9 protein-coding genes are annotated in these 12021 nt (G+C 66.6%); 6 read left to right on the forward strand and 3 right to left on the reverse strand.

Annotated elements, in window-relative coordinates; genetic code table 11:
- Nucleotides 1-189: 189 nt before the first annotated feature.
- The 4 genes from ACFOWZ_RS07230 (at nt 190) to ACFOWZ_RS07245 (ending at nt 3240) form a co-directional block, all read left to right on the forward strand.
- The gene (locus ACFOWZ_RS07230; protein WP_382370424.1) at nt 190-681 is read left to right on the forward strand and encodes a DUF5994 family protein; all 492 of its coding nucleotides are present in this window, start codon (nt 190-192) and stop codon (nt 679-681) included.
- Nucleotides 682-688: 7 nt separating this feature from the next.
- The gene (locus tag ACFOWZ_RS07235; RefSeq protein WP_176946910.1) at nt 689-844 is read left to right on the forward strand and encodes a DUF6307 family protein; all 156 of its coding nucleotides are present in this window, start codon (nt 689-691) and stop codon (nt 842-844) included.
- 153 nt (nt 845-997) lie between these two features.
- The gene (locus tag ACFOWZ_RS07240; RefSeq protein ID WP_382370426.1) at nt 998-2158 is read left to right on the forward strand and encodes an AI-2E family transporter; all 1161 of its coding nucleotides are present in this window, start codon (nt 998-1000) and stop codon (nt 2156-2158) included.
- A 41-nt stretch (nt 2159-2199) separates the two neighbouring features.
- Nucleotides 2200-3240: a fatty acid desaturase family protein gene (locus tag ACFOWZ_RS07245; protein ID WP_382370428.1), complete on the forward strand. Its 1041-nt coding sequence runs from the start codon at nt 2200-2202 to the stop codon at nt 3238-3240.
- A 96-nt stretch (nt 3241-3336) separates the two neighbouring features.
- Here the strand turns inward: ACFOWZ_RS07245 and ACFOWZ_RS07250 are convergent, their stop codons facing one another.
- The 3 genes from ACFOWZ_RS07250 to ACFOWZ_RS07260 all read right to left on the reverse strand — a co-directional run bounded on the left by ACFOWZ_RS07250 (nt 3337) and on the right by ACFOWZ_RS07260 (nt 8741).
- Nucleotides 3337-3540, reverse strand: a complete 204-nt coding sequence (locus tag ACFOWZ_RS07250) for a cold-shock protein (protein WP_089927059.1) — start codon at nt 3538-3540, stop codon at nt 3337-3339.
- Between the two features lie 480 nt (nt 3541-4020).
- Complete coding sequence (locus tag ACFOWZ_RS07255; protein ID WP_382370431.1) at nt 4021-7464, reverse strand: AAA family ATPase; 3444 nt, start codon at nt 7462-7464, stop codon at nt 4021-4023.
- Nucleotides 7461-8741, reverse strand: a complete 1281-nt coding sequence (locus tag ACFOWZ_RS07260; RefSeq protein ID WP_382370433.1) for a metallophosphoesterase family protein — start codon at nt 8739-8741, stop codon at nt 7461-7463. The genes ACFOWZ_RS07255 and ACFOWZ_RS07260 overlap by 4 nt, the downstream gene beginning before the upstream one ends.
- Before the next feature lie 529 nt (nt 8742-9270).
- On the opposite strand from ACFOWZ_RS07260, the gene ACFOWZ_RS07265 reads away from it, so the two are divergent.
- Complete coding sequence (locus ACFOWZ_RS07265; protein ID WP_382370435.1) at nt 9271-11283, forward strand: KAP family P-loop NTPase fold protein; 2013 nt, start codon at nt 9271-9273, stop codon at nt 11281-11283.
- A 218-nt stretch (nt 11284-11501) separates the two neighbouring features.
- Nucleotides 11502-12020, forward strand: coding sequence for a hypothetical protein (locus ACFOWZ_RS07270; protein ID WP_382370437.1), 519 nt, complete (start codon nt 11502-11504; stop codon nt 12018-12020).
- The last annotated feature ends 1 nt before the right edge of the window (nt 12021 follow it).

Raw genomic sequence — 12021 nt, forward strand, 5'->3', positions numbered from 1 at the left:
GGTTTCGCGACTGAGGCTTCGCGGATGCCCACCGACGACACGAACAACGCGAGACTTTTCAGTCGATCACAACTGAAACGGTGTATGGTTGATTTTGTCGAGAACATCTCGCACCTGAGCGGTCAAGCTCAAGTCGTACTCGACGAAACCTGAACCGGCAGTTTTCTCTGGCCGAGACTGGAGTCCGGCATGACGCCGGTCCCTCACCGATCCACCGCCCCAAGGGCCGCCGACGCTGACGAACAGCAGCCCCGGTCTCCGCTGCGACTGCGGTTGCGGCCGCAGGCGCCTGCCACGGGATACGTCGACGGCGCCTGGTGGCCACGTTCCCACGACCTCACCACCGAACTGCCCGCCCTGCTCGCAGTGCTGAACGTCCGGCTGGGTGAGATCCCCAGAGTGAACTACCACCTCAGCGACTGGGACACCGCGCCCCGCCGCATAACCGCCGACGGCATCCGGGTCCGGCTCGACGGGTTCCGGACCAGGCCCGCCCACACCGTGGACCTGATCGCAGCAGACCGGCACCGCCTCACCCTGCTGCTCGTTCCCCCCGACACGCCCTCAGCGGCCGCACATGACGCGATGATGCGCGCCGCACACCGCGACAACACCGACACCGTCGAGGACCTGTTCTCCTCGACCGCCCTCCAGACCCGATTACCACAACCGAGAGAGTGAACAAGAGATGACAGCATCGACCTACGTGTCCCTGTACGAGCGCAGGCTCAAGCTGGTTCAGGACACCCTGACCGAGCATTCCGAGCTCAGCGCCGAATCCTCGCGAGCTCTCGCCGTGCACGTGCTGGGCGCGCTGGACCACATCCCCGAGCACATCCGTTGATCGAGCAACGCACCTGAGTGGTTCGCGAGCGCCTGCTGTCCCAGCCGGGTTTGCGCCCGGCGCGGCAGGGAATCCGAGCAGAGACAGGCAGCCACCTGCCGACTCACCGATGACCCCAGACCCCGGCGTCGGAAATCGACACTGGAGGCGTTGGTGAGCACCGACCGCGGTGACGTGCCGCCCGAACGAAGCCCGATTCCAGCTGTGCTGCGGGTCAGCGCAGCGTTGAGCTGGCGCTTTCTCGTCGTGGTCGCGGCGCTCTACGTAATCGGTGTCATCTTCAGCAGGCTGGCGGCACTCGTCGTGCCGCTCGCGATCGCGCTGCTGCTGGCCGCCTTGCTCGCACCGGCCGTTGGTTTCCTGATGGCGCACCGGGTTCCCCGAGGTCTCGCCACCGTGCTGGTCCTGGTCGGCGGACTGCTCGTGCTCGGCGGGATGCTGACGTTCGTCGTGGTGACCTTCGTCAACGGCCTGCCGGACCTGGCAGCGCAACTGGCCCGAAGCATCGACACGATCTCCGGCTGGCTCGTCAACGGCCCGCTGCAGCTGAGCGAGACCCAGCTGCGCGACTTCGCCGACCGGATCCTGAAAACCTTGCAGGACAACCAGTCCGGCATCACGACGGGCGCCATCACCACCGCCGCGACCGTCGGCGAGACCCTCGCCGAGATGCTGCTGGTGCTGTTCGCGCTCGCGTTCCTCCTCTACGACGGTCCCCGGATCTGGCAGTTCCTCCTCCGCGTCGTTCCCGACGGACCGCGCAGGCGCGTCGACGTCGCGGGCCGACGCAGCCTCGCCGCACTGGTCAGCTACGTCCGCGCCACCGGAGCCGTCGCGGTGGTGGACGCGATCGGTATCGGCATCGGACTGGCCGTGCTGCGCGTGCCCCTGGCGGTTCCGCTGGCGGCGCTGGTGTTCATCTGCGCGTTCGTCCCCATCTTCGGCGCGGTGGTGGCCGGTGCCGTCGCCGTCCTCATCGCACTCGTCGCCAACGGCCCCCTGACCGCGGTGATCGTCCTGATCATCGTCATCGCCGTGAACCAGCTGGAAAGCCACATCCTGCAACCATTCCTGCTGGGACGCGCGGTGAAGCTGCACCCGCTGGCGGTGGTGCTGGCCATCGCGGCAGGCCTGCTCGTAGCAGGCATCGCGGGCGCACTGCTCGCCGTTCCCCTGCTGGCCGTGCTCAACTCCGCGATCCGCTCCCTGCGCAGCGAAGCAGACGAACACGTGTCACCCGCCGACGTGCACACCAGCCAACCCGAAGAGTCCGGACCGGACGAACCCGGCCTGGACACCGAAGCCGAGAAGTGAAACCCACAACGGCTCACCGCAGCCACCCCCGGAGCAGGTACATGACCTCAACGCACGACGTCCTGACAGACACGGCTGACCGCTCTCGCGGCAGCGACTTCGCCCGCCTCACCAAGGAACTGAAGGCCGCCGGCCTGCTGAACCGCCGACGCGGCTACTACCTGCTGCGGATGGCGGTCAACGCGCTGCTGCTCGGCGCGATCGCCGTGACGTTCGCGATGCTGGGCGACTCCTGGTGGCAACTGGTCACGGCAGCCGTCCTGGCCGTGGCCTCAACACAACTGGCGTTCATCGGCCACGATGCGGGACATCGGCAGATCTTCCGCAGTCACCGCAACAACAACGTCGTCGGGCACCTGCACGGCAGCCTCACCGGCATCAGCTACCAGTGGTGGGTGGCCAAGCACAACCGCCACCACGCCAACCCCAACCACGAGGACCACGACCCGGACATCGAGATCCACGCCCTCGCGTTCAGCCGCGCGCAGGCTGCTCGAAAACACGGCCTGTACAGGTGGATCACCAAACACCAGGCGTTGCTGTTCTTCCCGCTGCTGCTGGCGGAAGCCGCTGTGCTGCGCATCTCCGGCCTCATCGCGTTGTGCCGCAACGAACTGCGCAACCCGTGGCGCGAAGCCGCACTCCAGATCCTGCCGATGATCGCGTACCTGACGGCGGTGTTCCTCGTGCTGTCACCGGCGAAGGCGATCGTCTTCATCGCCGTGCACCAAGGCCTCATGGGCGTCTACCTCGGCTGCTCGTTCGCACCCAACCACAAGGGAATGCCGATCATCACCGAGGGTCAGCGGCTCGACCACCTCCACAAGCAGGTGCTGACCTCCCGCAACGTCACCGGCGGCCGGTGGGTCGACGCCCTGCTCGGCGGCCTCAACCACCAGATCGAGCACCACCTCTACCCGCACATGCCCCGCCCCAACCTGCGGCACGCGCAACCCCTCGTCGAGAACTTCTGCCTCCGACACGGCATCCCCTACAGCAAAACCACCCTGCGCCACTCCTACGCCCAAGTACTGCGCCACCTGCACGACGCCGGCTCACCCCTCCGCCACCCGGCACAGTGACGCCCACAGCTCCACGAGCAAAGCCCGCCGGTTGGACCCAACCGGCGGGCTTTGGTGTTCGTTCACGCACGCCGCTATTCAGCGGCTGAGCAAGAACTAGGCGGGAACTACGTTGTCCGCCTGCGGGCCCTTCTGGCCCTGCGTGACCTCGAAGGAGACCTTCTGACCCTCCTGGAGCTCCCGGAAGCCCTGGGCGGCGATGTTCGAGTAGTGGACGAACACGTCCGCGCCACCGCCGTCCTGCTCGATGAAGCCGAAGCCCTTTTCAGCGTTGAACCACTTGACGGTTCCGGTGGCCATGTGCACTCCAACCAAGATTCGGCACCCGCACGATGCGGAGCCGGAGGTGATCCGCCATGGCCCGCGGAGACGCTGAACAGCAAAACGCCCGTGACACGTGATCACGGGCGACCGGTACTTCGGAACCATGACTGATGGCACCACGCTACACCCCCTCTGCAGCACCGCGCTCGACGCACCACCAGTGCCATCACGCACCGTGCCCATACCCGTCGTGAAATCGCTCCGAATCACTCGTGCCAGGCCAGCAACGGGTGGGCGAGCCCAGGGATACCGGACGGCGTCATCCTGACCACAGCGGCCCGACGAAAGCACCTGTGCAACAACACCCTGAGGGTGTCCGGTCCCGGAGCAAGCGCGGGATCCTATTTCGCGGCGTTCATGGCCCTGCTCCAGCAACCCGAGCGGGCACAGTTCTCGGTGTCTCGCTCCAGGTTGAAGTGTCCAGCCACGGAGGGGTGTCAGCAGCAAGTCCTGACCTCACGCAACGGACGGCAGTTCATGCACAATTCCCCGGATTGTGGACGAACGTGAGGCGATCTCGGCGACGGCGTCGTGGTGGGTGAACACCACAACCTGGAAATCGTCCACGAGGTTGGCGAGGACCTCCAGGCCGACCGGCGTTCGGCGGTCATCGAAGGTCATGAAGATGTCGTCGAGCAGCAGTGGCATGCCACGGTGGCGGGTGGCGTAGTCCTTGAGGGTGGCGAGGCGCAGGGCAAGGTACAGCTGGTCGCGCGCGCCCTCGTTGAGCTGGTCAACACGGCGTGGCGACCCGTGGGACGGGTGCGCAAGCAGGACAGGGGTGTCACGGTCATCGTAGGTAGCCTCGAGACGCGGGTACTCCTGCATGGTCAGAGTGCTGAACAACGTCTCGGCATGGCGCAGCACAGAGTCCTGGTGTTCGGCACGGTAGCGCTCCAGCTCGCCGCGCAGCAGGTGTTCTGCCAGGTGCACACGCAGGTACTCCTCGGCGAACCCCTCGACGGCAGCACGGCGTTCCGCCGTGCTTTGGGCCGCCTCGACGGCCACCGGGGCCTTGGTGTCGTAGGCGTTCCGCTCGGCGTTGCGTGTGCCCAAGAGCTGAGTTGCTTCGTCCTTGCGCTGTTGCCGTGAATTGATCTCGTTGTCCAGATTGGACAGAATGAGCTCGATCTCGGCGAGGTCCTTTTCATCGATCATGGCCTCGAGCGCCTCGGTCTCCATGCCAGAGCTGGAGAGGTCTTTTGCGCATTGGTCGAGTTGCTTGGCCAGATCGGCTTGCCGGTCGCCTCTGCCGAGTGCCTGCTCGAGCGCCACCTCGTCGGGCAGGTCGTGGCGGTCCAGCAGCTCGCCAAGTGCCGCGCGCGCTGCCTCATCCGAGGCGGTGGCAGCGGCATGGAGGCCTTCCGCGGTCTGCTGCTGCTCAAGCAGCACCGCCTGTGTATGGGCGGTCTTCTGCTGGGCGCGCAAAGCACTCACGAGCCGAGTCAGCATCAAGGCGACATCTGTCACCGAAGAGATGCCTGCATGGCTCACCAACTCCAGCACGTGCGCGCTGAACTCGTCCACGCGCGCCGTCAGTTGGTCGCGTTCCGCAAGTAGGTGGGCGACCTTTGTGGCAAGGCGTTGGCAACGCAAGCGATCCTCGACGAGGGTGAGGGCATTGTGCGGATCCGCATCCTCGACGCCCGCACGGGCGAGCACCACGTCCCATGCCAACCGCCACGCGGCCAAGTCGTCCTCGGCCTTTTTGATCCGCCGGGCGGCCTGGGTGATTCGCTTGTCCAGCTGTTGGCGGTCGCGGCGCACGTCGCTGTGCTCGCGGGCGGCATCGTCGAGCGCGGTCAACTGGGCGTCCGCCAGCGCCAGCAAGCGGCTCAGAGGGGTGCTGGGGTCCGTCTCGTGACCGGTGTCTGCGAGTACCTGCCGCAGCAACCGGCGGTTCTCTTCGACCACAGTGGACAGTTCCACCGCGCGAGTCTCGTGATCGGCGGCGGCGCTCGCGTGGTCTCGAGCCTGGGTCAGGCGGGCGAGGACCTCAAGGCCTTCATGGACCTCGGGTGGTACCGATAGGCAAACCGCCGTCCAGTGTTCGCGCCACTTTTCATCGAGGCTGGCGCGTTCGTCATTGCAGGATGTTTCTAGTTGGGTCAGCTCGGCCGCATCGTCGGCATCGACGCACAGGGCCTGCTCGTAGCTTGCGCGCCGCGCCGCGGTGTCGGCTTCCCGGCGCATGCGGTCCGCCATGTGGTCAGTCCGAGCCACGTGCTCACGTACGACCGTGAGCCGGCTCGTGGGGTTGCCGGCGGCCAGTGCGTCGAGCCGGGTGTCCCGGTCGCCGCGTGCAGACGCCAGCTCGTCCTCGGTGGGTGGTGGGTCTCCGGCGAGTACGCCGTCCAGCGCGAGCTTGTTCTTGCGGGTGCGCTTGCGGAGGCTCGCACGCCGCGTTGCCAGGTCTCGTTCGCGCTCGGCCAGGCTGTCGAACCGCCGGACCAGGGCGGTGGTGGCGGCTTTGAGCGGCAATGCGAGGTTTGCCACCTGCTCGACGTCCACATCGGCGAGCAGGTTCTCCAGCTCGCGCGCGACCTTCGCCATTGCCTGCCGGTGCTGTGCGCGCACCTGTGCCACCTGCTTGTCCGACACCTCTTGGCCGCGCACGTGGACTATCGCTGATTGCAGGTCTGTCGTGGCAGGCGGCTCTGGCATTTCGGCGAGCCGACGGTCGAGCTGTTCGCACTCTTCCCGTAGCGCCTTGACCTCGCGGGTGGCCTCCGCCAGCTCGTCGCCGAGGTTGTGGTGCTTCTCGGCCAAGCGGGACACCTCGACCGGCACGTCGTCCGGGATGTCGGCCACAGCGGCGTCCTCTTGGGACCACTTCGGCACCCGTGCCAACGCCAGACGCAGCTCCTGCTCGGCAGGCTCCAGCTCGAGAGTCAGCAAAGCGAGCCGGTCGCGAGTTTCCTGTTGCGAATGCGCCTGACCTGCAAGAAGCTCAATCTCGTCTGCGTGCTCCAGCACTCGGCAGTCGACGACCAGCTCCCGCAGCCTGTCGCTGATCCGGGTGAGCTCGTCGTCAGCAGACTTCATCGCCGCCGCCGACTCGCGCAGAATCGCCCGGATCTTCGCCAGCTCGTCACGGACCGCAGATGCCACCACCGGACCGTCGTCCGCGAGTTCGCTCAGTTCCTTCAGCAGCTGGCGCCTGCGTAGCAGGACGGGGTGCATTGCGCGGGCGGTGATCCACCGTTTCTGCTCAGGCCGCAGCTGGAGCAGCTCCTGGTGTTCTCGGTCCACGGTTTCCTGCAGCTGCTTGATCTCGGCCGTCAGGTCGACCACCACCTGAGGTCGCACCACGCTGTCCCGCAGGTGGTCGCGGCTGCGCTTGTACTCGTCCACCGCGCGATTGAGGTCGAGGTTGCGGCCGCGCGGCCGGTAGATGGTGTCCTTGCGTCTGGCCAGCTCGGCGAGCAGGGCGGCCGGCCCGGCAAGGCCACGGGCGTGGTAGAGCAGCTCGCCCAGATGTCCCCTGCCGGCGGCGATCGCAGCGCCACCTTTGCGTAGCTCATCCTGGCTGAGCACGAAGGACGACATGTACTCGTCACGGGTCAGGTCGCCGACGAGCGCGGTCACTTTACTTTCGTCGGCGAGCTCACCGTCCGGCGTCATCAGGGTGTGCTTGCGCCCCTTGCGGCGCACGATGTTCAGCGAGCTGCCCGACTCGTCGACCAGTTCGGCGCTGAGCCGCAGGCTCGTCGTCGGGAACGCGAAGGTGAAGTCGGACTGCCACGGCACCCCGTACAACAGGTCGGGAATCGCGTTCACGATCGTCGACTTGCCCGCGCCATTCGCACCGCGTACCACGTGCAGGCCGGGCTCGGCGAGGTCGAGACGCTGGTTCTCAAAGATTCCGTAGCAGATCAACTCGAGAGACGCGAGCCTCACAGGCCTGCCTTCCGCTGGTCGGTGCTGTCGGCTCGGGTGGGATGCAGGTGTGCCAGCAGCTCGTCGAGCGCCTCCCCGAGCAGCCTGCGTCCGAAACCGGGATCGTGCAGATCGACCTCACCGTCGCGGAACACCTGGAGCACGCCAGTCGTCAGCCCGGCGTCGGTCAGCACCTCGCGCAACCGGGCCGGGTCGTTCATCAGCTCGGTCGCCGCGGCGTGCAGCGCCTCACCGGTCGCGGACCCCAGGCTCGCGGCGAGTACTTCCCGTTCCGCGGTCACCGGACGCACCTTCTCCACCCAGACCTGGTCGAACTCCCCAGCTAGCGACCGGATCTCCGCGTCGAGCGCGTCCCGCTCCCGCCAGGCCAGCGACTGCGTCGCCGCGTCCGCCTCCAGTTCGACTCGGCAGGCCACGAGCCGCTCACCGGCTTCCGCAGTGGTGGCACGCAGGGCGACGCCAACCCGATCGCACACGTCGTACCTGTCACGGCATCCACTGATCGGCACCTTCACCCGTGTCCAGCGCACCACGTCGAGCGCGACCGGCCGGATCGAGCTGACGGCGGTGTCGGTGATCTCGACGATCACGCAGCCCTTCGGACCCGTCTCGCGGACCGAGCGGCCCTGCAGATTGCCGGGGAACACGATGTGCGGCTCGCGTTCGACGACCTTGTAGGAGTGCACGTGGCCCAGCGCCCAGTACTGGTAGCCGAGCCCAGCTAGGTCGGAGACGGTGCACGGCGCATATGGATCGTGTCCGTAGGCACCGTCGAGCGCTGTGTGGAGCATCCCGATGTTGAACATCCCGCTGACCGCCGCAGGATAGGCCGCGGTCAGGTTCTCCATCACCCGTCGTTGCGCGAAACCCTGGCCATGCACGGAGATGCCGAGGTCGTCTCGGTGCACCGACTCCGGCCGGGCAGTGGACAACTCGCGAGTGTTCGACGGCAGCTCAAGAGTACGGGTGATGTGACTCTCGGCGTCATGGTTGCCACGCAACAGGAAGACCGGGATGTCCGCCTCGCGCAGGCGCCGCAGTCCTTTCACGAAGAACATTCCAGACGAGTAGTCGCGCCATTCTCCGTCGAACAGATCACCAGCCAGCAGCACGGCGATGACCTGCTCCTCGACCGCGAGATCGACCATCGCCTCGAACGCTCGACGCGTCGATCCGCGAATGTCCTCAGCGGGCGCGTTCTCATAGGCCGACAGCCCAAGCAGCGGGCTGTCGAGGTGGAGATCAGCGGCGTGGAGCAGCTTTCTCGTTGACGTCATGGACATTTCTCCGCTCTGCCGGTCAACGCATCAGGCCGACTGGACAAGCACTAACAGCGACCACCGACAAAATCGGCTCCACACAAGAGCTATCCGACGATCAGTCACTCGAAGGAGTGACGCAGTCGGCTTTTCGCACCCGACGCCGGTGTGATCCACGCCTGATGATCGAGCAATCCAGGCCAGGCGTTACTGAGTCCGCTGCCAACGCAGATGGCGAGTCCAGGCGCGAATTCGGGACCGACCCGCGGCGCCGAGCACGCGGCTTGGTCGATGACGAAGCAACTCTCGCGGCGAAGGCTCTTGAGCCGGAGCGGGCGCGGTCGCCAACAAGTGGCCGCCAGCCCGTACCATGATCGCAGCCTGCTGATCACGCTTCCGTAACTGGCGGTAACAGTACGTGGTCCGTCGCGACACGTCTGTCAAATGACCATCGACGCTGATCGCCGATCTATCCTCGATGTCCGCCTTCGGCCGCGGCCACCGAGGAGCGGATACGTCAAGTTGCTGTGTCGGACGGAGCAGGGCGATGTGGGCGGACAACGAAACCGAGATCGATCTCCTCGGCTTCGACTTCCTGGTGGACACCCTGTTCGTGGCGCTTACCGAGCCGCGGCTGCTCCCACTGACGGTGGGCCTGCTCGGGGACTGGGGCTCCGGGAAGAGCAGCCTGATGCGGATCACCCGGCAGGAGCTGCTGAAGATCCGCGACGACGAGGAATCGCGGTCCCGGTACGTGTGCGTCGAGTTCAGCCCCTGGCAGTACGAGGACTACGACGACGTCAAGGTCGCCTTGATGACAACCGTGCTCGACGCGGTCGACGCACGAGCCGATCCTGATCAGCAGGAGCAAGTGACCAGGCTCCGCAGGTTCACCCAGGGCCTCGGCCGGTGGGGGCGCAGGGGCGGACGGGTCGCTGTAGCTACTGCCCAGGCCGCAGCTCCTCTCGCGCTTCTGGCCGTGGATCCGAGCATGGCTCCGCAGGTCTTGGATGTGACGAAGGCGGGGGTGAACGCGGCGGCGGGCGAGGCGAACAAGCTGCTCGAAGACCCCAAGGCAAAGCAGGCGGTCTCGGGCAACGGCACAGCTGAGGCGATCACGGACGCTGGGCGGTTCCGGGCGGAGTTCGCGAAGGTCGTCACGACGTTGAAAGACGTAGACGCCGTGGTGGTGTTCATCGACGACCTCGACCGGTGCCTGCCTGAGACCGTGGTTGACACCTTCGAGGCGATCCGGCTCTTCCTCAACACGCCCAAGACCGCCTACGTCCTGGCAGCCAACCAGGCGGTCGTGGAGTCCGCCATCGACTCGCGCTACCCGCAGCTGCGGCGGCCAGACGGCGCCGGAATCGGTGCTGACTATCTGGAGAAGATGCTGCAGCTCAAGGTTGCCATCCCGCCGCTGTCCGCGCCGGAGGCCGACACCTACGTCAACCTGCTGCTGGCTGAACTGCGCCTCGACGACGAGCAGTTCGCCAAGGTCCTGGCCGAGACCCGCCGTCGCCGCGAAGCGGGCAACCTGCAGGTGGCGTTCAACGTCGGCGTGGCCGGGGCGATCCTCGGCGATGTACCGCCCGACCTGGTGCGCGACCTGAACTGGGCGGCGAGCATCACCGAGGTACTCGGAGGTGGCCTGCGCGGGAATCCCAGGCAGCTCAAGCGGTTCCTCAACAACCTGTTGCTCAAGCACCGCAGCGCGCAGCGTCGGAAGATCGCCCTTGACCTTCCTGTGCTGGCGAAGCTCATGGTTCTGGAGGAACAACACTTCAGCGACTTCCAGCGGTTGTTCGACTGGCAACTCGCCTTGCCCGGCCCGATCCCGGAGCTCGCGGCCGCAGAGTCCATCGCACGCGTCGGATCGACCGCGGCTGAACCGGACGACGAAGGGGACACGTCGCGCCCAGACGAGGGCGAGACCGCCGGCGAGTCTTCAGGCGCCCGCCGATCACCCGCGGCCAAACAGGGGCGGAGGGCCGCCCAACAGTCGCAGGTCGCCGAAGAGGTGCGGGCGTGGGCGGACAAGACGCACGTGCGGGCGTGGCTGCGGCTGGAGCCTCCGCTTGGCGAGGTGGACCTAGGGCCGTACTTCACTTATTCCCGCGACAAGCTCGCTTTCGGCGTCGCGGTCACGCGGTTGCTTCCCCACCTGCAGGAGCTGCTCACCAGGGCGCAGACCGATGTCGCCGGTGTGCGGCGGCTCGCTTGTGATGAGATCGGAAAGCTGCCTGACGACGAGCGTGTCCAACTCGTGGAGGCCTTGGTGGAGGTGCTGACGCGTCGACCGGGCGGTCCGGCCTTCCTCGCCGCGATTGAGCTCGCCGAGAGGGCGCCCGACACCCTGTCGGCCATCTGCGACGCCTTGATGAGGATTCCACCCGAGGCGGTCCCGCGCGGGCAGGCCGGCAACGCCGTCCTCCGCCTCCCAGCTGAGAATCCGATGGTGTCCGCTCTGCTGGACCGGTGGGAAAACAGCGACGTCCCCGGCCTGAAGGGCGTGATCAGCACCGCGCGCCAAGCTCAACGACGCGGCGGCCGGCGCTGATGGGCACCTCTGCTGATCGGACCACGGGCAGCGGCGGAGCGTGGACTCCACTTAAACACGCGACCGCGTCCTATGTGCGCGGGCTCAACTCCGGATCTCCGAGCACCCGCACGTGCGCCCAGCGAGTACTCGCCCGCCACGTTCCCGTGTTGGGAGGAGCCGGCGGTGCTGCAGCCGGTGCCCGTGCCGGACGCAGCGGCGTCCAGCGCCTCGGAGCCTTGCTCGCTGGAGTCGGCGGAACCGGGCTTGAAAACACGCTGACCTCGCTGGGACTGGCCACTCTCGTCGGCCAAAACCGATTCGACGTGCTCGACGAACTGATCACCTTCATCGCCGGAGACGGCGATGACCTGGACTCCCAAGCCGCCCGCGACGCCGCGTGCGACGTGCTGGACGAGGTCTTCGGCGACGCCGATGCGTGGACCGAGTTGACCGACACCGCCGAGATGACCGTCTCGCGGGAGAACCTGCCCACCCTGCTGGAAATCTTCCTCGCCCAGTACGTCTACAACCGGGTTCCCGTCATCGCCGAACGCCTCAGCCGCATCACCGACCCGCACGCCGTGCGCCAAGCCGACGAGGAAATGCGCCAAATCATCCAAGTCCTGGTTTCGCTACGCATCCCTGACGACCCCTTCACAGTCGACTGGGCTGGCCCGGAGGGACGTCAGATCGCCGAGGACACCGTCCGCATGACTTACGAGGGCCTGCAGGGGCTGGACGGAGACGCGCAGTGAC

Source organism: Lentzea rhizosphaerae (assembly GCF_042649515.1).
Lineage (GTDB): Bacteria > Actinomycetota > Actinomycetes > Mycobacteriales > Pseudonocardiaceae > Lentzea > Lentzea aerocolonigenes.

What these genes read in the sequence shown, in the direction of transcription:
- ACFOWZ_RS07250 (WP_089927059.1), bottom strand. Translation starts at nt 3,540, where the DNA reads ATGGCCACCGGAACCGTCAAGTGGTTCAACGCTGAAAAGGGCTTCGGC.
- ACFOWZ_RS07265 (WP_382370435.1), top strand. Translation starts at nt 9,271, where the DNA reads ATGTGGGCGGACAACGAAACCGAGATCGATCTCCTCGGCTTCGACTTC.
- ACFOWZ_RS07245 (WP_382370428.1), top strand. Translation starts at nt 2,200, where the DNA reads ATGACCTCAACGCACGACGTCCTGACAGACACGGCTGACCGCTCTCGC.
- ACFOWZ_RS07260 (WP_382370433.1), bottom strand. Translation starts at nt 8,741, where the DNA reads ATGACGTCAACGAGAAAGCTGCTCCACGCCGCTGATCTCCACCTCGAC.
- ACFOWZ_RS07230 (WP_382370424.1), top strand. Translation starts at nt 190, where the DNA reads ATGACGCCGGTCCCTCACCGATCCACCGCCCCAAGGGCCGCCGACGCT.
- ACFOWZ_RS07235 (WP_176946910.1), top strand. Translation starts at nt 689, where the DNA reads ATGACAGCATCGACCTACGTGTCCCTGTACGAGCGCAGGCTCAAGCTG.